The following is a 20,829-nucleotide window of genomic DNA, read 5'->3' on the forward strand; positions in this document are numbered from 1 at the left end:
GGCGCAACCGGTGCCCGGCGCAGACCCGGAGACAGGAGAACGTCATGGCTCGCATTCACGCGGTGACCCCGCAGGAGGCCAATCCGTTGGTGAAGGCCGCGTACTGGTACGCCGGTCGGCGGTTCGGCGAGGTACCCGAACCGTTCGCGGTCCTGGCCAATCATCGCAAGCTCTTCACGGTGTCGGCGAGGCACGAGATGGGCGCACAGAAAGCATCGACCGTGCTGCCGCCGAACGTGCGCGACATCGCCGTCTACCGCGTCGCCTGGACGGTCGGATGCTCGTGGTGCGTCGACTTCGGCACCATGCTCCAGCGACTGCAGGGCCTCGACGTGGACCGCCTGCAACACATCGGCGAATACGACACCTCGCCGCTCTACAGCGACGACGAACGCGCCGCGATCGCCTACGCCGACGCGATGACGGAGACGCCGACGGCCGCGACCGACGAGCAGGTGGCCGATCTGGAGCGACGGTTCGGCCGCGACGGCGTCGTCGAACTGACCTACCAGATCGGACTCGAGAACATGCGGGCGCGGATGAACTCGGCCCTCGGCATCCACGACCAGGGATTCAACTCGGGCGACGCGTGCCGGGTGCCGTGGGCGGCGGAGGGGTCCGGGGCGCAGGAGGAGCGGAAAGCCTGATCCCACGGTGCTTCTCGGGGTTCGCGATGTCGTAGGCGGCCCACACCAGGCCGTCGCGGACGGTGAACCCCGTCACCCGCCCCGGGAAACCGGGGTGGGTGTCGTCGCCGGGAGAGCCGTGGCTGACGAAGCCGAGTTGACCGTTGACCAGGGCCGGCATCGCCGCACCCAGGAAGGCCTCGAGGCCGTACTTGTGCGCGAGCCCCAGGAAGAAGCGGGCGGTGCGATCGGCGCCGGTGATGATGTTGACGGCGGTACGGGTGGTGCCGTTGGCGTCGCCGATCGTGATGGCGTCGGGGTGCAGCGCGTCGAGGACGGCGTCGAGGTCGCCGGCCGCCATCGCGATCATCAGGCGGGTGACGGCCGCGGTGTGCTCGTCGTCCGGTACCGGCGGTGGGGCGTCGGCAACGGCACGTCGGGCCCGGGACGCGAGCTGTCGGGCCGACGCGACGCTCACCGACAACACATCCGCGATCTCCCCGAACGGCACCCCGAACCCGTCGTGCAGCACGAACGCCACCCTCTGGTCCGGGGTGAGTGCATCGAGCACGATCAGCGCGGCCAGCCGGTTGTCCTCCTGGCGGACGACGGCCTCCAGCGGATCGGGCATGGCCGACGGTGTCAGGTCCGTGACGATCGGCTCGGGTAGCCATTGCCCGACGTACTGCTCGCGGCGGACGGCCGCCGAGCGCAGGCGATCGAGGCACAGGCGGCCGACGACGGTGGTGAGCCAGGCCCGGAGGTCGTCGATCCGGTCGGCGTCCGATTTCGCGAGGCGTAGCCACGCCTCCTGCACAGCGTCCTCGGCGTCGGTGACGCTTCCGGTGAGGCGATATGCCGCGGACAGCAGGTGTCCGCGATGGGATTCGAACGAGTCCGCGAGAGTCGGAGCGCTCATGCCGCGATCCTACGATCTCCTCCGCACAATTCGTTCCCATCCATCGGTGTCGGTGCTCCGAATGACTTCCCGGAAGGTGAGGGCTGCGTCTCCACGGACGGGCCGGACAGTCGAGGGAAGGGTTGCGACATGGCGTTGACGGAAGCTTCTGCGCATGCCGGTGAGGATTCGGCTCCGCCTCCCGGCGGGTTCCTCCAACTCTTCATGGAAGCCAACCGGCTCGCGGGTCGCGCGGTGAGCGGTTCGGTGCCGGACCGTGGTGTCGACATCGCAGGTGATCGGCGGCCGGAGTGACGTCGACCGGGCCGGTCCTGGCGCCGACGGACGCCCGCCCCCTCGGGGTCACGGCGCCGCGGGCGGGGGCGATGGTGCTGCTGTGGGCACTGGTCGGGGGCGCACTGCTCGCCCAGATCACGTATGCCCTGGTGACCGGGGAAGCCCGCGACACGATCACCGTTGCGGTCGTCACGCTGTCGGCGGCGGCGGTCCTGGTGCACGCCGGCCTGTCCCGGGGCGCGGTGTGGGCGTCGGCACTGCTCGTCACGACCGCGGGCGTGGGTCTGGCCGCGGAGATCGTCGGCACCGCGACCGGCTTCCCGTTCGGCAGCTACTTCTACGCCGTCGACCGGCTCGGGATGGATGTCGACGGCGTCCCGGTCGTGGTTCCGTTCGCCTGGACGGCCGGCTTCTACCCGATCTGGTGCGCGGTGACCTACGTGCTCGAACGCTCCCGGGTGCCCGCCGGGCGGCTGTGGCTCCAGCGGATCGTGCTCACCGCCGTCGGGATGGTCGGGTGGGATCTGTACCTCGACACCCAGATGGTGACGGACGGACAGTGGACGTGGACGTCCGACGCTCCCGGTCTGCCGGGCATTGCGTCGATTCCGGTCACCAACTACCTCGGATGGTTCGGTACCGCTCTGCTGATGGCGGTCGTCGTGGAGATCGTGGACAGGCGCACTCGCGCCCGCCGGCCCGCCGGCCCGCGGATGCCGGACACCGCGCCGCTGGTGCTGTTCGTGTGGACGTGGCTCGGCTCGGCGTTCGCGCACGCGGCCCTGCTGGACGGCGCCGAGCTGCGGTACTCGGCGGTCTACGGGTTCTGCATGATGGGGGCGGTCGGCGTCCCGCTGCTGTGGACGCTGACCTGGCGACGCGCACCGCTCCGGGTGACGGCATGACTGCCGTCACCCGTCGGCTGATCGTGAGCGGGGCGGCGCTGGCGGTGGCGTCGGCGGCGCTGTCGGTCGGCAACGCGCTGTCGATGCCGCGGCTGCGACGACGCGGGGCTGCGGCGGCGAAAAATGATCGGGTCGTGGTCTGCGTACCGGCGCGCGACGAGGAGACGAGACTGCCGCTACTGATCGGCGACCTTCGCGCCCAGAGCTGGCCGGGGGAGCTGCGGGTGATCGTCCTCGACGACGGTTCCCGGGACGGGACGCGGGAAGCAGCACTGGACGCCGCTCGCGGTGACTCGCGGATCGCGGTGCATTCGAACACCGCCGCGCCGCCGCCCGGGTGGACCGGAAAGGCGGCGGCCTGCCGCCGCCTCGCCGAGCTGGCGCAGGCCGATTCTCCCGCCGCCGACGTCATCGTCTTCGTCGACGCCGATGTGCGGCTGGCACCGGACGCGGTGTGGGCGGCGGTGACGGCACTGCGGAGCAGCGGAGCCGCGCTGGTGTGCCCGTGGCCCGAACAGCGGACCGGGGGCTTCGCCGAGTGGCTGATCCAGCCGTTGCTGAGCTTCTCGTGGATGTCGACCGTCATGGTCGCCGCGGCGAACCGTTCGCTGCGGCCGTCACTGGCCGTGGCGTGCGGTCAGCTCCTCGTGTTCGACGCCGACGCCTACCGGCGGATCGGTGGACACGAGTCCGTCGCGTCCAGCGCCACCGAGGATCTCGACATCGCGAGGACTCTGCGGCGGGCCGGTGAGCGCACCGTCGTCGTGTCCGGCGCCGGATTCGTCGAATGCCGGATGTACCGCAACTGGACCGAACTACGGGCGGGCTACACGCGATGGTTGTGGTCGTCGTTCGGCGGGCGGCCAGGGGCCGCAGGTGTTCTCACCTTCGCCGCGGTGGCGTACCTGCTGCCGCCCGCCGCGGCTGTCCTGGGATCCGGACGCATACGGCGTGCGGGCACCGTCGGCTACCTCGCCGGCGTGGCCGGACGCGTGGGCGCGGCGATGTCCGAGAGCGCGGTCGCCGATCGTGGTCGCGTGCGGGCTGTCGATCTGCTGCGGATGATCGCGAGCGCCGCTCTGCACCCGCCGGCCACCGCGGTCTTCGCCGGACTGGTCGTGGATTCCCACATCCGCCGGGCACGAAATACCCTCTCCTGGAAGGGCAGAGCACTGCCCTCCCCGACCGGCGAACCGTCCGCACACCGAGCGCGGAAACGAGAGAAGCGAGGAACCCTGATGTCGATCCTGGACGGTGCCGCATGAGGGCGGTCGAGGGACGGACCGAGTCGGTCGTCGTGGTGGGAGCGGGGCTCGCCGGGCTGTCCGCGGCACTGCACCTCGCGGGGGCAGGCAAGCGCGTCACCGTTCTCGAGCGCGAGAGTTCGGTCGGCGGCCGGGTCGGCACGTACGAGGTGCGGGACGATTCCGGGCACCGGCTGTACGACATCGACAACGGCGCGAGTGTGCTGACCATGCCCGAACTCATCGCCGACGCCCTCGCGGCCGTCGGTGAGTCGTTCGAGTCCACGTCGCCGCCGGTCACGCTCACCAAACTCGCGCCGAGCTATCACGCCCGGTTCGCCGACGGCACCTCGCTGAACGTCTTCTCCGATCCGGCGGCGATGTCCGCGGAGGTCGAACGAGTCTGCGGTGCAGGCGAAGCCGCAGGCTATCGCCGACTGCGGCGGTGGCTGGCGTCGATCTTCGACACCGAGTTCGACCGGTACATCGACTCGAACTTCGATTCGCCGCTCGACCTGGTGTCGTCGCGGGGAGCGCTGATCGACACCGCGAAACTCGTTCGCCTGGGCGGGTTCGGTCGCCTCGGACCGCGGGTCGGCTCGTTCGTCCGGGACGACCGACTGCGCCGCATCTTCACCTTCCAGGCGCTGTACGCCGGCATGTCGCCCGCGAAGGCCCTGGGCGTGTACGGCGCCATCGCGCACATGGACACCTCGCTCGGGGTCTACTTCCCGGAAGGGGGCATGTGCACCATCGCGCGGGCGATGGCCGATGCCCTCACCCGCCACGGTGGGGTGGTGCACACCGGCGCCGAGGTCTGCGCGGTGGACGTCGACGGTGGCCGGGCCACCGGCGTCCGGACGGCCGACGGCCGTCACTTCGAGTGTGACGCATTGGTTCTCACAGCGGACCTCCCCGTGGTGGACCGGCTGCTCGACGGCGCGGGCGTCGCCACGCGCGGGCGCAGACGCGGCTACGCGGTGGCGTCGCCGTCGGCCGTCGTCTTCCACGGCACGGTCCCCACCGAGGTGACGCGGACGTGGCCGACTCGTGCGCACCACACCATCGACTTCGGTGCGCAGTGGTCGGAGACGTTCGCCCGGATCACCGCCCCGCGTGGCCGAGGACGGTTGATGTACGACCCGTCACTGTTGATCACGCGCCCGGCCGTCACCGATCCCGGTCTGCACGTCGTCCGGGACGGCGTGCACAGCGAGCCGGTGTCGATCCTCGCGCCGTGCCCCAACCTCGACAGCGCCGATCTGGACTGGGGCCGGCTGGGGACGTCGTACATGCGTGAGCTCCAGGACGACCTGGAAGGGCGGGGCTATCGAGATCTGCGGCAGGCCATGGTCGTCGACCATCTCGACACCCCGCAGACCTGGCTCGACAAGGGCATGCTGGCCGGAAGCCCGTTCTCCTCGGCGCACGTATTCCGGCAGACCGGCCCGTTCCGCCGCAAGAACATGGTGTCCGGGATCGGGAACGTCGTGCTGGCCGGGTCGGGGACGACGCCCGGGGTCGGGGTGCCGACCGTCCTCGTCTCGGGGCGCCTCGCCGCCGAACGGATCACCGGGGCGCCCACGGCCGCAGCTCGGCACACGGAAACGTCTCGGGTGGAGGTCCGGCATGGGTGAACTCGACGGTATCGATCCGAGCCTGCACGCGGCCTACCGCCTGTGTCGCACCCTGAACGCGCGGCACGGCAAGACGTACTTCCTGGCGACGAGACTGCTCCCGACGTCGCGGAGGGCGGGTGTGCACGCGCTGTACGGCTTCGCGCGCATGGTCGACGACGTCGTCGACGTCGGCGCCGACAGCGGTATCGCCCCGACGGACCGGGCGGCGGCCGCGGCGCTGGACGAGCTCGAGGCGCGGGTCCGCACGGTGCTGGCCGGTGGGGTGTCGGGACACGCCGAGACGGACCTGGTCCTGAGGGCGCTGGCGGACACCACTGCGCGCTACGGCATTCCACACGAGTACCACTACGCGTTCCTGCATTCGATGCGGATGGACATCCCGGGAACCGCCGCGTTCCGGTCGCGATACCGCACGATGGCCGAGCTGTCCGAGTACATGTACGGCTCGGCAGCCGTGATCGGGTTGCAGATGCTGCCCATCCTGGGCACGTCGGTTCCGATCGACGACGCCGTCGGCCCTGCCCGCGCGCTGGGAGAAGCGTTCCAGCTGACGAACTTCATCCGCGACATGGGCGAGGACCTGGACCGGGACCGGATCTATCTGCCGACCGACGAGCTCGCGGCGTTCGGCGTCGACGAGGAACTCCTTCGCCGCTGTCGATCGACCGGCCGGACCGATCCCCGGCTCGGCCGAGCGCTCGCCCATCTCGTCGCCCACACCCGGTCGGTGTACCGGGCCGCCGAACCGGGGCTCGACATGCTCGATCCCGCGGCGCGGCCGGCGATCCGCACCGCATTCGTCCTCTACGCCGACATCCTGCGCGAAGTGGAGGACGGTGGATACCGCGTGCTCTGCGAGCGAGCGGTCGTCTCCCGGCGTCGCCGACTGGCTGTCGCGGTGCCGCAGTTGCTGATTGCGGGCCGGACGTCCGCGCGGTTGCGCCGGACGGCGCGGACGCGAGCGCGTGCGGCCTGACCCCCGACGGCCCCGACCCGACGAAGAAGGAATCACATGGAACATGTCGTGCTGCTGGACGAGGCGGGCCGCGCCGTCGGCACCGAGCCGAAAGCGACCGTCCACACCACCGCGACGCCGCTGCATCTGGCGTTCTCGTCCTACGTCTTCGACCGCCACGGGCGGCTGCTGATGACTCGCCGTGCCCTCGACAAGGCTACGTGGCCGGGAGTGTGGACCAACACGTGCTGCGGGCACCCAGCCCTGGGCGAGCCACTGCGCGAGGCGGTTCGGCGACGGTTGCATCACGAGCTCGGGATCGATTCGTCCGAGGTCGATCTGGTTCTGCCGGACTTCCGCTATCGCGCGGTGATGGACAGCGGTGTGGTGGAGAACGAGATCTGCCCGGTATTCCGGGTGCGCTACGACGGGCCGCCGCCCGTTCCGCGGCGGGGGGAGGTGGACGACGTCGACTGGGTGGCCTGGTCGACGTTCTCCGCGGAGGTCGACGCCGGCGCTCGCGCCGTGTCGCCGTGGTGTCGCGAGCAGGTGCAGCAGCTGCGCCGACTCGGCCCGGATCCCGCCGCCTGGACCGCCGCGCCGCTGACAGCCCTGCCGCCCGCCGCCCGGCACGGGGTGGACGCCCCGTAGCGGCCGGTTGCGAGCCGGACAATTGTCCACTTTGTAACTCCGGTCACATGAATGTGACCCCGAGTAACGGATAGCGGTAGCCTGTTGCCTGCGTAACAGTGGGGCGGTTCTGGTGATCTCGCCGACATTCTCTTCGGGGTGAGCATGGAGGGCCGGCGGCGATGAACATGGTGTCCAGGCTGGCGCGAGGCCAGATCGCGGCGTTCCTGATCCTGGCCGTCGTGAGCATCGTCTTCGTAGGCGGCAAGTACGCGCGTCTCGACAACCTCCTCGGCTTCGGCCAGTACTCCGTGTTCGTCGACCTGCCGACCTCCGGCGGCATCTTCTCCAACGCCGAGGTCACCTACCGCGGCGTCCCGGTCGGACGGGTGGGGGACCTGCAGCTCACCGCCGACGGCGTCCGCGTGGAACTGCGCCTCGACGACGGCGGCCCGCAGGTTCCGGCGTCCGCGGCGGCGGTCGTGGCCAACCGGTCGGCGATCGGCGAGCAGTACGTGGACCTGCAGCCCACCGGCAGCGACGGCCCGTACCTCGCCGAGGGATCCGTGATCGATCGGAAGGACACCACCGTCCCGACACCGGTCGAGGATCTGGTGGCCTCGGTCGACGCGTTCGCCCGATCCGTGCCCGCCGACCGGCTGCACACGGTCGCCACCGAACTCGGCAAGGCGTTCGACGGCCAGGGCGACAACCTGCAGGCCGTCGTCGACTCGCTGAACGCCTTCACCCGGGAGGCGTCGGATGCGCTGCCGCAGACGCTCGACCTGATCGGCGACGGCCGCACCGTACTCGACACCCAGGCGGGCCAGGCGTCGTCGATCCGCTCGTTCAGCGCCGACCTCGACGCACTCGCCGCCCAGCTGCGCTCGAGCGATCCGGACGTACGCAAGCTGATCGGCACGGGCACCGCCACCAGCGACCAGGTGGGTGCGTTGGTCCGCGAGAGCGGCGCCGACCTCACCGAGGTGCTCTCGAACACGCAGCAGGTCACCTCGCTCGCCCCGGGGCGCGAGCCCTATCTGCGCTCGATGCTGCAGTTGCTGCCCGCCCTGCCGGTGGCCGCACGTGCCGTCGCGCCGGGCGACGGCACCATCCACTTCGGGATCATCCTCGAGACGAACAATCCGCCCGCGTGCACGGTCGGCTACGAGAGCACCCACGAGATCCTGGCGGATATGAAGCGGCGCGACCCCGAGTTCGACGACACCCGCGACGACTTCCCGTTCGCCTCCGACGTCCGGTGCCTCGCGCCGCAAGGCAGTGTCACGGGCGTGCGCAGCGCCGAACGGGCGGCGCTGGCCGACCCGACCGTCGCGCAGCCGTGGGACGACAAGCCGAAGGTGGCTTCGGATGCGTTGAACCTCAACCCGATCGCGACGCAGCTCGCGACCGTGATGGGATTGGTGCCGCCGCGGTGACTACCGCCCCGTGGCGGCGATCGGCGACTCGCCGGGCGAGAACGGGCCGGTCGTCGGCATCTGCCAGTCCAGGGAGAACTCCTCCACCTCGGTGTTGGCGCGGCCGGCCAAGGCCAGGTGGTCGAGGAACGTTCGCGCCCAGTGGTGCACGTCGTGGGTCATCACCTGGGCGTGGAGCGCGGCCATCCGGGTGCTGCGCTGCTCCGGCGACTGCGCGAGGGCCGCGACGATGGTGTCCTTGACGAAGTCGAGATCGTGCGGGTTCACCAGGTATGCCTGGTCCAATTCGGAAGCGGCGCCGGTGAACTCGCTCAGGACGAGAGCTCCGGTGTGGTCGGGACGGCACGCCACGTACTCCTTGGCGACGAGGTTCATGCCGTCGCGCAGCGGCGTGACGAGCATGGCGTCCGCGGCCACGTAGAGCGCGATCAACTCGTCCCGCGGCACCGGCTGGTACAGGTAGTGGACGGGCGCGCGCCCGAGGCGACCGTGGTCACCGTTGATCCGACCGACCTGCGTCTCGATCGACGTCCGCATGAGCGCATACTGCTCCACCTGCTCCCGGCTCGGGGTGGCGAGCTGCACCATCACGGTCCGGCTCGGGTCGAGCCGGCCCTCGTCGTACAGCTCGCCCAGTGCGTCGAGTCTCAGGTCGATGCCCTTGGTGTAGTCCAGCCGATCGACACCCAGCAGGATCTGCTCGGGGTTGCCGAGGTCCTCCCGGATCTCGCGGGCGCGCCGGCGCACCGACTCGCTGCGCGCGCGTTCGACCATGTCGGCCGAATCGATGGAGATCGGGAAGGCTCCCACCCGGACGATGCGCCCGTCGAAGCGGACCTCGCCGCGTCCGTCGGCGACCGGCCGCGTCTCGAGCTCGAGCAACCGGCGCGCCAGCACCACGAAGTTCTCGGCTCCGCCGGGGAGGTGGAAGCCGACCAGGTCGGCGCCGAGCATCCCCTCGAGGACGCTGCGCCGCCACGGCAGCTGGGCGAACAACTCGACGGGCGGGAAAGGGATGTGCAGGAAGAACCCGATCGTGACGTCCGGGCGCAGCTCCCGGAGTAGCCGGGGAACGAGCTGCAGCTGGTAGTCGTGGACCCACACCGTCGCACCGGGTGCGGCTGCGGCGGCGGCCGCATGCGCGTAGCGCAGATTGACGTCCCGGTAGGTGGCCCACCACTCGCGGTCGAACGTGGGTTTGACGACGACGTCGTGGTAGAGCGGCCACAGGGTGCTGTTCGAGAAGCCTTCGTAGAAGCCCTCGATGTCGTCCTCGCCGAGGCGGACCGGGTGCACCCGCAACCCCTCGTGAGTGAACGGAGCGACGTCACGGTCGGCGACGCCGGGCCAGCCCACCCAGCAGCCGTTCCTGCTGCGCAGAACCGGCTCCAGCGCGGTGACCAGCCCGCCGGGCGAGCGCCGCCACGCGGTGGAGCCGTCGGGCCGCTCCTCGAGATCGACGGGCAGGCGATTGGCGACCACGACGAAGTCGGACTGTTCGTCGGGGCGGGCGGTTGTGTCGTCGGCAAGTTCCAATGGCATCGAGCGGCTCCCGTGGGTACGCGTCCCGCCGGGGGCGGGGATCGCTCGGAGCACGGAACCGCGCCGCCCGACGAGACGACAAATCTATAGCTGTCGGAATAGATTTGTTGTATCAGTGTTGTGCGTGCGCGGCAACCGATCGGGCGTCCGACACACACATGCCGGCGATCGGGGGGAAGGGGCGCGGCGGGGCGGCAAAGCCCCTGCGCGGCTTCCTCGTTGCGCGGCCGAGTGACGGCGAATCGTCCGGAATCGCTGCACCACAGTTCAATTGACGTTCATCCGGAAAACGTTCAGCGTTCGAAGGGAATCGGCGCCCGGACGGCCGGACGCGGCGGTCGATGTCGATCGTTCTGCCGACACGGCTGCGAAATCTGCCGAAGTGCGCGAGACTGAGGTGACCTCATGAAGGAGGTCACCTCTATGGAACTCCGAGCCAACGGATCTGTTTCCCGGCCGATGACCGGCGCTGTCCGGCCGAACATCTTGCACGACTTGGAAATCGGTAGATCAACGTCCGTCGAGACGGCGCTGTGGTGGGTCGCCCTGCTGATCGTGGTGGCGGCGGTGCCGGCGGTCGCGACGGTTGTACTGATGGGGTCTGTGACCCTCGCGCTCACGATCGCGCTCGTTGCGGTCGGTGGCGTCGGCCTCGCGGCCCTGATGATCTGAGGCCCCGGCCCCGGGAAACGGGGCCGGGGCTAATCCCATCGCTGTAATTCGCTGCGCGTCAGCGCAGTTCGTCGGGGAGATCCGCCGGATCGAGCAGCACGAACTGCCCGCTCGAGCCCCGAACCTTCTCCGACCTCGCGATGTTCTTGTTCAGCAGCTTCCACTCGACGTCGTCGATCGCGGCCGACGCCTTGGTGAGGACCTTGCTGTCGCGGGTGCCCCACGAGACCGGCATGAAGCTCACCATCTGCCACGTCTCACCGGAGGAACGCGATCCACGGTCGCCGAGCACCGACACCGACGGCAGCTTCGCGCCCACCGCGTAGCTCTTGCCGGGCAGCGTGCGGACGGTCCGGGCGGCGAGCGCGTAGTGCGCCTTCGTCGCGCCGGGCTTGGCGATGTCGACCAGCGACAGCAGCGTGTACCCGCGCGGATGCACCTCCGACACGATCGCCGGTACCAGGTCACCCTTCGCGTAGAGATCCTCGATGCTGCCCACCTTCCGAGGCGTCCACACCACCATGAAGAGTGAGGTCAGTGCGCAGATCGCGAGAACCACGCCGAGGATGTACGACCACGGGTGTGCCAGGACGAACATCCATGCCGCGCCGGCGCCGAGCAGGACCGCCATCAGCGCGGCCGACCACTGCAGCCGTCGCAGATCGCCGAGGGTCTCGTTGACGGCCTTGGCATGAAGTTTGTCGACCGGGAACTCGAAGCGTCGCACGGGTGAGGGGTCCTATCCGATGGCCGGGCCGAGCAGGTCGTCGGCGTCCGTGATCCGGTACGCGTAGCCCTGCTCGGCGAGGAAGCGTTGACGGTGGGCGGCGTACTCGGCGTCGAGCGTGTCCCGAGCGACCACCGAGTAGAAGTGTGCCTGACCGCCGTCGTGCTTGGGACGCAGGAGTCGGCCCAGCCGCTGCGCCTCCTCCTGCCGGGAGCCGAAGGTGCCCGACACCTGCACGGCCACCGACGCCTCCGGCAGGTCGATCGAGAAGTTCGCGACCTTGCTCACCACCAGCGTCTGGATCTCACCGGCCCGGAAGCGGTCGAACAGCGCCTCGCGTTCCTTGTTTCGCGTGGAACCCTGGATGACGGGGGCGTCCAGTTCCGCGCCGAGTTCCTCGAGCTGGTCCAGGTAGGCGCCGATCACCAGCGTCGGCGCGCCCGGGTGCCTGTCCAGGATGGACTTCACCACCGCGTGCTTGGTCCGGGCGGTGGAGCACAGCTTGTAGCGCTCCTCCGGCTCGGCCGTCGCATACGCCATCCGCTCCGCGTCGGTGAGCGTCACCCGCACCTCGACGCAGTCGGCGGGCGCGATCCAGCCCTGCGCCTCGATGTCCTTCCATGGGGCGTCGTAGCGCTTCGGCCCGATCAGCGAGAACACGTCGCCCTCGCGACCGTCCTCGCGGACCAGCGTCGCGGTGAGACCGAGACGGCGGCGGGACTGCAGATCCGCGGTCATCCGGAACACCGGCGCGGGCAGCAGGTGCACCTCGTCGTAGATCACCAGGCCCCAGTCGCGGGAATCGAACAGCTCGAGGTGCTTGTACTCGCCCTTCGACTTGCGGGTGATCACCTGATAGGTGGCGATGGTGACGGGGCGGATCTCCTTCTTCTCACCCGAGTACTCGCCGATCTCCTCCTCGGTGAGCGAGGTGCGGGCGATCAGCTCGCGCTTCCACTGCCGGCCTGCGACGGTGTTGGTGACCAGGATCAACGTCGTCGCCTTCGCCTTGGCCATCGCGGCGGCGCCCACCATGGTCTTGCCGGCGCCACAGGGCAGCACCACGACGCCGGAGCCGCCGGCCCAGAACGAGTCGGCCGCCATCTCCTGGTAGTCGCGCAACTGCCAGTGGCCCTCCTCGAACGCGAGGTCGATGGGGTGGGCCTCGCCGTCGACGTACCCGGCGAGGTCCTCGGCCGGCCAGCCGATCTTGAGCAGCATCTGCTTGAGGTGCCCGCGCTCGCTGGGATGCACGATCACGGTGTCGTCGTCGATCTTCGCGCCCAGCATCGGGGCGATCTTCTTGTGCCGCATCACCTCGGTGAGCACCGCACGGTCCAGGCTCACCAGCGTGAGACCGTGCACCGGGCTCTTCACCAACTGCAACCGGCCGTAGCGGGCCATGGTGTCGACGATGTCGACCAGCAGCGGCTGCGGCACCGCGAACCGGGAGAAGTTGACGAGCGCGTCGACGACCTGCTCGGCGTCGTGCCCGGCGGCGCGCGCATTCCACAGCGCGAGCGGGGTGATCCGATACGTGTGCACGTGTTCGGGGGCGCGTTCGAGCTCGGCGAACGGTGCGATCGCCTGCCGTGCCTCGTCGGCGCGCTCGTGATCGACCTCGAGCAACAGGGTCTTGTCGGACTGGACGATCAGCGGGCCGTCGGTCACGTGCGCCTCCTAGCAGCGGAACGGTAACCAGACCATTGTCCAGACGTCGGCGACGTCCCGCCACGTAGGCCTCCGGCCCGTGCGCCTTTTCGGTAGTGAGGGCTACCGAAAAGGCGCACAGGCCGAAGGCCTCAGAGGGATTTCCTCGTTTCCATCACCTGCACCAGCGCCTCGGAAATTCCGGCGCGGTAGCCGGCGTCGCGTTCGGAGCGGACTTCGGTGGCGTCGAGCTCGTTTTCCAGTCGCGTCTGAATTCTGTCCAGGGCGAGCAGGGTCCGCTTCACGTCAGGATCCTCTTTTTTCGGCGTCGTTGAATTTGTGAAAACCGGAATTGTGTGCGCGTTCGTCGAGGACGAACAATTTCGCCGACGCGATCGCGGACCGGAAGCCCGGCGGGCGGGGCTGCCCGGGGGCGTCGTCGCCCAGCAGCAGGTCCAGTTTCCGATGCAGGTGGTCCAGGACATCCGGCGCGTCGGGCGCCGGGGCCTCGCGGGTCATGGCGCGGTCCGTCAGTGGCGCTTCCGCTTTTTGATCAACTCACCGGCATCAGCGGCACGCTCCCGCTTTTCCGCACGCTTTTCCTTGATGGACTGTGCAGACTTTTTCAGACTCTTACCGGGTTTTCGGTCGGCCATTGTCGCTCCTGAATTCGAAGTGGCAATCACTTGACCGAGACCATAGCCCATTTCCAGAAAAAAGCCAGTCGTGCAGTTCGCGAGGCCTTCGGGCCCGGATTCTCAGTCGGCGAACGCGACGGACGTGATCCGGTGCAGTGTGAACCGGCGCACCTCGCCGGACGCCTGATCGAGCGCGTCCAACTGCCCGCCGCCGACGCTCACCGGCTGCACGATGCGGTGCGACGCGACGCCCTGCGCGTCGACGTAGCCGATGGTGACCGACCGCCGCACCTGCGCAGCGGTCTGCAGCAGGGTCATGGTCGCGGCAGTGGACGCCCGGCTGCCGTCGCTGCGCAGCCCCGTCCCCGACGACGCGGCGGCCTTGTCGCCGGAGCGCAGCGACCGCACCAGCGCCGCCAGTTGGTCGTCGTTGGGCACCGCGGGGACCCGTGAGCGCGCGGCCCGGGCGGCGGGCACCCGGGCCCCACGCGGGCGCAAATCGACGATCGCGCCGCTCGAGTCCTCGCCGGCCGGAGCGAACCCGGCGCGGCGCAGTTCCGCGAGGACCTCCTTGAGCGGCGCCTGCGAGATGACGACGGTGGGGGCGAGCGCGCGCAGCGCCAGGTGTTCGGCGACGGGGGAGGACAGCACCTCGGCGAGCAGCGCCGGATCCTCACAGCGGACGAACGACGCCGCGACCCCGGCACGCAGCCGCCCGTGGCGACGGGCGACGTCGTCGATCAGGTAGGTCAGTGACTGCGGGACGGGGGTCTTGGAGCGGGTCGCGAACAGGGCCTGCAGTTCGGACGCGGTGAGCCCGGCGTCGAGCGCGCGCCGGATGCTGGCCTCGCTGATCCGGTACATGGACGCGGCGCCGGCCGATTCGATGTCGGCGACGAGGGTGATCTGCTCGAGCAGCTCCGGGATCAGCGGGCCGGGGGCGACGACGGTGAGGTCGGCCTGCACCAGCACGTAGTCGATCGGCTGGGGCAGGGCCGCTTCCATCTCCGCCTCGGGGTCGCCGCCGTGGAGCAGCGCCTTCCCAGGAGAGCTGAGCGCGCCGTGCGCGACCAGCCCGAGGGTGCGGGCCTCGGCGAGCGTGCGCTCGACGACGTGCGGGCCCAGCCGGCCCGCCCAGCGGGGGCGCCGCCACGCGAGCAGGCGGGCGGCCTCGGTCGCCGAGACCTCCTTGCCACCGGTTTCGGCGAGCAGTTCGAGCAGCAGCCGACGCTCGTGCGCGGCGCCCGGCGCGCGCACCTCCTCCGACAACGCCGAGATCGGCTTGTCGGTGGCGTCGCGGCTGCCGATGATCCACGGCCGCCGCGGCAGTGCCAGCCACGCACCGGCCACGGTGGCCCAGCGGCGGGCGGTGCCGGAGGTGAGCCAGCCGTCGACGGCGACGGTGGGTGCCCAGTAGTCGTCGACGTCGGTGAGCGGCGCCGGATCGGGGATGCCGCGGGCGATCAGCCCGGCCGCGGCGAGCAGTTCGAGCAACAGGCCGACGCGGGCCTCGTCGACACCGGTGGCCTTGGACAGTCGTCGTACCTCGCGCACACCCACACCGCCGGCCTTGAGCGCGGGGGCGGGGGCGTCGCCGAGCGCGGCGACGATGTCCTCGCAGTGCCGGACGAGCTCGAGGGCCTCGCCGGCAGCGGCGGCGTTGACGTCGGCGGGCTTCTGCTTGCGGCCGGACAGCGGCGGTGGTGTGGGGGAGGACGGATCGAACACGGCCTCACCGCGCAGCACCTGGCCCACCCGGGCCGGCAGCTCCACGGTTTCGGCGTCGATCCAGCGCAGCAGCCCCCGGGAGAGCAGCCGCTGCACGGGCCGGTCCGGGGAGGTGCCGGGCGCGGCGTCGCGGGTGCGTCCGATCGGCGACGACCGGGCCAGGGTGGTCAGCAACTCGCGTTCGTTCGGTTCGCTCGCGTCGAGCGCGGCGCGGATCTCGTCCTCGCTCAGGTCGTCGGGTTCGGCGTTGATCCGGCCCACCCGCCACGGGATGGTTTCCACCGCGGAGCGGACGATGCGCAGGTGCTCGTCGTCGCCCCACACCAGCGCGAGGGCGCGCAGCCGGGCCAGCGCCCGATCCAGTGTGCGCTGCGGTACCCGGCCGGCCAGCGCCTCGTCGACGTGCCGCCGGGCCACCGGCATCTGGTCGGCCTGCTCCAGCGCGAGGAGTTCGAGGACCGTGAACTCGAGGGAGTCGAGCAGATCGGCGGCCCGCACCACCGACGCGCGCTGCTCGGCCCGGGCGGCGAGAATCGCGGAGGTGGCCGGTGGGGGCACGGCGAGGTCGGGACGCAGCCGCAGCAGCTCGGTGAGCGCGGCGTCCTTGCGGTCGGCCAACCAGCTGGTCAGGGTCGGTGTCGGTGCGGTCGACGCGGTTTCGGCGGCGCCCTCGGTGCCTGGCGTGGGGGTCATCGCCTATGAGATTAGTGACCTGGGCTGTACCGCGCTTCGCACTCCTGTCAAAATGGGCGCGTGGCTAACAATTCGAAGAAGCGCTATGTCGATCCAGGGTGGCCGGAAACTGCGGATGGAGATCACGCGGTGACCGAGTTGTCTTCCAGTCGTGCCGGCAATCTCTCGCCGTTCGGCGAGGAGACGGAGTTCCCCCTTCCGGTGGATTCTCTGCCCTACGTGCACCCGCACACCGTGATCAACCGCTGACGCACACACAACCGAACGGGCCCCTCACCGATGGTGAGGGGCCCGTTCGCTGTTCCGGGTGGGGCGATCTCAGCTCTGCGACTGGTTCGCGATACCGGCGATGTTCTGCATGGCCACCTGGTTGAAGTCGAACGACTTGGCGGCGTCGTAGGCGTTGAGCACGTCCTGGTGGATGACGATGCCGTTGTTCGCGGCGGCGTCGAGGAGCGCGTCGATGCCGGCGAAGGCGGCCTGCACGGCCGAGGGAGCGGCCGGGGCCGCGGGGGTGGTGGCGACGGGAGCCGGGGTGACCGGGGCCGGCGCGGGGGTGGCCGGGACGCTGCGCTGCGACGGCGCGCTGCTCAGACCGAGCTTGGAGGAGCAGGACGGCCAGGCGCCCCAGCCTTGCGACGCGAGCACCCGCTCGGCGACGACGATCTGCTGCTCACGGGTGGCCTTGTCCGCGGTGGCGGCGAACTGGCCGCCGCCGTGGCCGGTCCACGTGCTGGGCGAGAACTGCAGTCCGCCCTGGTAGCCGTTGCCGGTGTTGATGCCCCAGTTGCCGCTGGCCTCGCACTGCGCCAGGCGATCCCAGTCGGAATCGGGCGCCGCGTTGGCGGTGCCGGCGAAGGCGACGCCGCCCACGCCCATGATGGCGCCGGTGACGGCGACCTTGGCGACGGTGCGGCCGGTGGTGGTCGGCTTGCGATGGCGTCCGCTCATGTCGGTCGTTTCCTCTCCGCACGCGCCTGCGAGGTCAGCTGTCGGGTTCGGACTGAGAGGTCGCCCGGCCTCGCCGCTCTTGGATGGAGCGGGTCTGGCTTCACCCCCAGGGAGATCGCTCTCCCGATGCCTGCGGGGTCGTCCCTCGTTCGGGACTTGCTTCCCCGGAGGACCTTGGGTCCCCCGTCCCCGTCCATGGATGGTTCGTGGGTACTTCCGGGCCCACTGGACGGGGTTTGGCGCGGCGGGCCCGGGGTGGCCGAGGTTGCGGCCGAAAACGACGGTACGAGAATTCGCCGCTCAATGTCACCGGTTGATAACGCGGCGCGTCTTGTGTTGTTCGCGTGCGGGATTCGATTGAGACGGCTTATCCCCAGCTAGTCGCGCCGAGCGCCGGACGGTCACGGACCGACACCGCCCCGTTATCGCCGCGTAATGTGAGCGAGATCACAGGTATACCGCAGGCTCGTCTCAGAATTCGGAACGGGCCGGGAGGGTGGTGCGGCGTCAGGCGGGCGCCCACTGGGCCTGATCGCGGGACCCGACGTCGACGATCTCCTTGCCGAGCGGCATCAGCGAGATCGGGATCATCTTGAGGTTCGCGATCGCCAGCGGGATGCCGATGATCGTGATGGCCATCGCCAATGCGGTCGCGATGTGTCCGATCGCGAGCCAGATGCCCGCCAGGATCAGCCAGATCACGTTGCCGATGAGTGAGCCGACACCCGCCGTCGGCTTGTCGACGACGGTCTTGCCGAACGGCCACAGCGCGTAGAGGCCGATCCGGAACGAGGCGATGCCGAACGGGATCGTGATGATGAGGATGCACATGACGAGGCCGGCCAGGAAGTAGCCCAGCGCCAGCCACAGGCCGCCGAAGATCAGCCAGATGATGTTCAGCAGGATCCTCATGATCGTTCCTTTCAGCGGCTCCGGCGGCCGGAGCGGAGGGCGTAGGCGACGGCGAGTACGAAGCCGAGCGGGCACGCCAGGGTCAGGAAGTAGAGAACCAGACCCGGGTCGCCCTCGGAGAGCGAGTGGACGAAGAAGATGGCGACGATGGCCGCGATGCCGATCAGGAAGCTGACGACTGCCGCATAGAACAGTCCCTTGCCGGACTCGGTGGGGGCGCCGGCGTCGTTGCGGTTCGATTCTTTCGTCACAACACAACGGTAGGCCACCGGTCGTCGCGTGGTGTATCGCAGTTCGTCTCGCGTGATCCATCCAATATCGCCGAATTGGACGCTTGGCCAGGTTTGCTGCCCTAGGCTCCGCGAAATGACCGCAATCACCCGTGTGTCCGGAGGCCTCTCGGTGCCGGGCAAGATCCTGGGCGCCGTGCTGCTCGCCCTCTTCCTGTCGGCCCTCGCCGTGATCGTCGTGCCGTCCGTCGCGCGCGCCGACGAGCCCGCGGCGGTCGAGTACTCGTCCGACGGCGGGACCACGTGGGGTGGCACCGAGAAGATCTCGTGGAACAACGGACTGCTGGTGCCCGGCGAGGAGCTGAAGACCAGCTTCAAGGTGCGCAACGCCTCCGGTGTGGCGGGCTGGGCCGGCTTCGCGGTGGGCGAGTACGAGGTGTCGCCCGACATGATCGCCAGCGTGCGTGTGGACGTCGACGGCACGGCCGGCACGCCGGTGACGCTGACCGACGGTGGCGCCGTTGCGCCGTTGACGGAGATCGGCCGGGTGCACCTCGCGCCTGGCGCGGTCGCGTCCATCGATCTGGTGAGCGGTATGCCGGCCGACGCCGGCAACCAGGCGCAGAACGGCACCGTCAATCCCCGCTGGTCCGTCGGCTTCACCCCGGGTGAGCTGCCCGACCCGGGCTGCGTCCCGAGCGGTTCCCTGGGCTCGCTGTCCTGCCTCTTCGCCGGCGCGGGTAGCTCGGGCAGCCTCGCGTCCTGATTTCGTTCTACCGACCCTGAACGGGCGGTTGTTCGGCACGGCCCTCGGCCGATAGCTGGCAACCGCCCGTTCGTCATTTCGGTTGGGGCGCATGAACGGCGAGGCCTGTTCGGCATCTCGGTAGGGCTGATATGACGCAGCGCCGGTTCGTCGGGGGTGAACCGGCGCGGCGCTGCGTGGCGTGCGGCAAGGACGCGCACGCGGCCAATTCCTGCGCAACGTTGTTCACCCGACTCCGGTGCCGGATCGGCAGGGCGCAGGAATGAGAATCGAGGCCACCGGCTGGGAGGGGGTCCGCCGGTGGCCTCGAGTCTGTGCGGAACTAGGAGATGACCTGCTCGAGGCGCACGCGGAAGTCCGAGAAGTTGGCCGAGTCTGCCTGTCCGACAACGCCGGACGTCTGTGGATCGAACGTGAACTTGGCTGCCACGTCGACGATCGCATTGTTCTGGGAGGGGGTGACGACGATGCCCGTGGGGCCACCAGGGACGACGTTGCCGCCGATGCTGGCGGTCACCTGGGGCTGCAGCTTGCCCGTGAGCTGTCCGTTGCCGGTGAAGGTGATGTTGTCGGCGGTGAGGCGAGCCTTCAGATCGGTCCCGGTGAGGTTGATCCGGTAGCTGCCCCTGTAGGTGAGAACGTCACCGGGGACGATGCGGAACGACGAGATGTCGATCGGGCCGTTCTGGTCGCTCCACGTGGGTGCGGTGACCTCAGTGATCGAGAGCGAGCCCGATCCGTTGCCGCCGCCACCGATGGTCGTCGGGGGAGCCGTCGTGGTGGGTGCGGACGGCGTGGTGGTGGTTGCGCCGCCGGCACTTCCGCTGCCGAGGCTGCCAGTCGGATCGCACGCGGAGGTCAACAGCGCGGCGCTGATCGCAACGCCGGCAATGAGGGCCTTCTTGTATGTCTGCATCGGTTCTCTCGGTTCAGGCGCTCGATGTTGATTCGATTGGATCTGTTCGGTTCTCGCTGAGCTTTGCCCGCTGATTGACGCACGCCCCCCTGGCATCGATCAACATTGCGGCTCGCGCCACAGCGCGATCGTGGCCGGTTGCTGTCGATGATGTGCTACACGGTGTCGTCGGTGGTGCACGCTGCGGTCGCTTCGGTGGAGCGTCAAACCGAGCGCTGTCTGAACCCTCCGGTTCTTGCGGAGCTATTTCTAGCATCCGAGCGTCCTATCTGTAACGAGAATTGGTCAATTGTCCATATTCGGATGGACCCCCAGACTGGTAGAGGGTTGCCGGGGCCGGGGTGGGGCGAATCCGTCTCGGCGCGTGGTTGTTCAGCCTCACCGGCACGATCGGCCTCGAACTATGGGACGGGCGTTGCTCGGTTCGGCGCCGGGTGGACGGCGGGTGGATGTAGGTCATGTGGCCAAGGCGACGACCGTCCGGTTGAAGAATTAACGGTGATTTGGTCAATCCTTGGACAGGGGTGCAGTCGGTGCCATATCTTCCTTCCTGAACGGACGTCCGACTCGTCGGTTGGTGTCGGGGTGCCGTGGAAATGCGGGGTCCACCAGTTCTGCTCGCAGTGTTCTCTCCGACCTGGCTCGGTCGGATGAGTGTGGGGGTGGGTGCCGAAGTTCGACACTCGGTTACGGCAGGGGGTGTGCCTCTGCGTGCCAAATCGGCTGTGAGAAAACAACAGCCCGTTACGAACTGCTGCTCTGCGGCAGCG

At 69.5% G+C, this 20,829-nt stretch carries 22 protein-coding genes; 11 read left to right on the forward strand and 11 right to left on the reverse strand.

What is annotated here, in order from left to right; all coding sequences use genetic code 11:
- Nucleotides 1–44: 44 nt before the first annotated feature.
- Nucleotides 45–647, forward strand: coding sequence for a carboxymuconolactone decarboxylase family protein (locus C7H75_RS05575; RefSeq protein ID WP_005515142.1), 603 nt, complete (start codon nt 45–47; stop codon nt 645–647).
- Here C7H75_RS05575 and C7H75_RS05580 read toward each other — a convergent pair.
- A complete protein-coding gene (locus tag C7H75_RS05580) occupies nt 574–1,545 on the reverse strand; it encodes a sigma-70 family RNA polymerase sigma factor (RefSeq protein WP_084961269.1) in 972 nt (323 codons plus the stop codon). The genes C7H75_RS05575 and C7H75_RS05580 overlap by 74 nt on opposite strands.
- A 129-nt stretch (nt 1,546–1,674) precedes the next feature.
- Here C7H75_RS05580 and C7H75_RS05585 point away from each other — a divergent pair, with 129 nt between their 5' ends.
- The 7 genes from C7H75_RS05585 to C7H75_RS05615 all read left to right on the forward strand — a co-directional run bounded on the left by C7H75_RS05585 (nt 1,675) and on the right by C7H75_RS05615 (nt 8,634).
- Nucleotides 1,675–1,839 carry a hypothetical protein gene (locus tag C7H75_RS05585; RefSeq protein WP_013415011.1) on the forward strand — a complete coding sequence of 55 codons (165 nt, stop codon included), beginning with the start codon at nt 1,675–1,677 and terminating at the stop codon, nt 1,837–1,839.
- Between the two features lie 71 nt (nt 1,840–1,910).
- Nucleotides 1,911–2,726 carry a carotenoid biosynthesis protein gene (locus C7H75_RS05590; protein WP_106851984.1) on the forward strand — a complete coding sequence of 272 codons (816 nt, stop codon included), beginning with the start codon at nt 1,911–1,913 and terminating at the stop codon, nt 2,724–2,726.
- Entirely contained in the window at nt 2,723–3,991 is a 1,269-nt protein-coding gene (locus C7H75_RS05595; RefSeq protein WP_394342300.1) for a glycosyltransferase family 2 protein, read from the forward strand. Before C7H75_RS05590 ends, C7H75_RS05595 begins: the two co-directional genes overlap by 4 nt.
- On the forward strand, nt 3,988–5,607 hold the full coding sequence (gene crtI / locus C7H75_RS05600) for a phytoene desaturase family protein (RefSeq protein WP_106851071.1): 1,620 nt from the start codon (nt 3,988–3,990) through the stop codon (nt 5,605–5,607). Before C7H75_RS05595 ends, crtI begins: the two co-directional genes overlap by 4 nt.
- Entirely contained in the window at nt 5,600–6,586 is a 987-nt protein-coding gene (locus C7H75_RS05605; protein ID WP_106851072.1) for a phytoene/squalene synthase family protein, read from the forward strand. The genes crtI and C7H75_RS05605 overlap by 8 nt, the downstream gene beginning before the upstream one ends.
- A 36-nt stretch (nt 6,587–6,622) precedes the next feature.
- Complete coding sequence (gene idi / locus C7H75_RS05610; RefSeq protein WP_022594314.1) at nt 6,623–7,216, forward strand: isopentenyl-diphosphate Delta-isomerase; 594 nt, start codon at nt 6,623–6,625, stop codon at nt 7,214–7,216.
- A 161-nt stretch (nt 7,217–7,377) separates the two neighbouring features.
- Nucleotides 7,378–8,634, forward strand: a complete 1,257-nt coding sequence (locus C7H75_RS05615; protein ID WP_106851073.1) for an MCE family protein — start codon at nt 7,378–7,380, stop codon at nt 8,632–8,634.
- Here C7H75_RS05615 and C7H75_RS05620 read toward each other — a convergent pair whose 3' ends face one another.
- Nucleotides 8,635–10,176, reverse strand: coding sequence for an alpha,alpha-trehalose-phosphate synthase (UDP-forming) (locus C7H75_RS05620; protein ID WP_064057926.1), 1,542 nt, complete (start codon nt 10,174–10,176; stop codon nt 8,635–8,637). It abuts the gene before it with no gap.
- Between the two features lie 405 nt (nt 10,177–10,581).
- Between C7H75_RS05620 and C7H75_RS05625 the strand changes: the two genes are divergently transcribed.
- Nucleotides 10,582–10,848, forward strand: coding sequence for a hypothetical protein (locus tag C7H75_RS05625; protein ID WP_231849566.1), 267 nt, complete (start codon nt 10,582–10,584; stop codon nt 10,846–10,848).
- Between the two features lie 58 nt (nt 10,849–10,906).
- On the opposite strand, the gene C7H75_RS05630 is transcribed toward C7H75_RS05625, so the two are convergent.
- From C7H75_RS05630 to C7H75_RS05645, 5 genes are all read right to left on the reverse strand, one after another.
- Nucleotides 10,907–11,575 (reverse strand): DUF3239 domain-containing protein, encoded by a 669-nt coding sequence (locus tag C7H75_RS05630; protein WP_084847979.1) that lies wholly within the window; start codon nt 11,573–11,575, stop codon nt 10,907–10,909.
- A gap of 12 nt (nt 11,576–11,587) precedes the next feature.
- Complete coding sequence (locus C7H75_RS05635) at nt 11,588–13,246, reverse strand: DNA repair helicase XPB (protein ID WP_013415019.1); 1,659 nt, start codon at nt 13,244–13,246, stop codon at nt 11,588–11,590.
- A 131-nt stretch (nt 13,247–13,377) separates the two neighbouring features.
- Nucleotides 13,378–13,530, reverse strand: coding sequence for a hypothetical protein (locus C7H75_RS25925; protein WP_005515122.1), 153 nt, complete (start codon nt 13,528–13,530; stop codon nt 13,378–13,380).
- 1 nt (nt 13,531) lies between these two features.
- Nucleotides 13,532–13,744 (reverse strand): hypothetical protein, encoded by a 213-nt coding sequence (locus tag C7H75_RS05640; RefSeq protein WP_005515120.1) that lies wholly within the window; start codon nt 13,742–13,744, stop codon nt 13,532–13,534.
- A gap of 239 nt (nt 13,745–13,983) precedes the next feature.
- A complete protein-coding gene (locus C7H75_RS05645; RefSeq protein ID WP_106851074.1) occupies nt 13,984–16,284 on the reverse strand; it encodes a helicase-associated domain-containing protein in 2,301 nt (766 codons plus the stop codon).
- 60 nt (nt 16,285–16,344) lie between these two features.
- Here C7H75_RS05645 and C7H75_RS05650 point away from each other — a divergent pair, with 60 nt between their 5' ends.
- Complete coding sequence (locus C7H75_RS05650; RefSeq protein ID WP_031937314.1) at nt 16,345–16,533, forward strand: hypothetical protein; 189 nt, start codon at nt 16,345–16,347, stop codon at nt 16,531–16,533.
- A gap of 69 nt (nt 16,534–16,602) precedes the next feature.
- Here C7H75_RS05650 and C7H75_RS05655 read toward each other — a convergent pair whose 3' ends face one another.
- From C7H75_RS05655 to C7H75_RS05665, 3 genes are all read right to left on the reverse strand, one after another.
- A complete protein-coding gene (locus tag C7H75_RS05655; protein ID WP_005515116.1) occupies nt 16,603–17,235 on the reverse strand; it encodes a resuscitation-promoting factor Rpf1 domain-containing protein in 633 nt (210 codons plus the stop codon).
- Nucleotides 17,236–17,742: 507 nt separating this feature from the next.
- Nucleotides 17,743–18,147 (reverse strand): YccF domain-containing protein, encoded by a 405-nt coding sequence (locus C7H75_RS05660; RefSeq protein WP_013415021.1) that lies wholly within the window; start codon nt 18,145–18,147, stop codon nt 17,743–17,745.
- A gap of 11 nt (nt 18,148–18,158) precedes the next feature.
- Entirely contained in the window at nt 18,159–18,398 is a 240-nt protein-coding gene (locus C7H75_RS05665; RefSeq protein WP_005515113.1) for a hypothetical protein, read from the reverse strand.
- A 115-nt stretch (nt 18,399–18,513) separates the two neighbouring features.
- Here C7H75_RS05665 and C7H75_RS05670 point away from each other — a divergent pair, with 115 nt between their 5' ends.
- A complete protein-coding gene (locus C7H75_RS05670) occupies nt 18,514–19,143 on the forward strand; it encodes a hypothetical protein (RefSeq protein WP_064057930.1) in 630 nt (209 codons plus the stop codon).
- 322 nt (nt 19,144–19,465) lie between these two features.
- Here the strand turns inward: C7H75_RS05670 and C7H75_RS05675 are convergent, their stop codons facing one another.
- Nucleotides 19,466–20,059 (reverse strand): alternate-type signal peptide domain-containing protein, encoded by a 594-nt coding sequence (locus C7H75_RS05675; RefSeq protein ID WP_106851075.1) that lies wholly within the window; start codon nt 20,057–20,059, stop codon nt 19,466–19,468.
- Nucleotides 20,060–20,829 lie beyond the last annotated feature (770 nt).

It is taken from the genome of Rhodococcus (subgen. Prescottella) equi, assembly GCF_003013675.1.
Classification (GTDB): Bacteria; Actinomycetota; Actinomycetes; order Mycobacteriales; family Mycobacteriaceae; genus Prescottella; species Prescottella equi.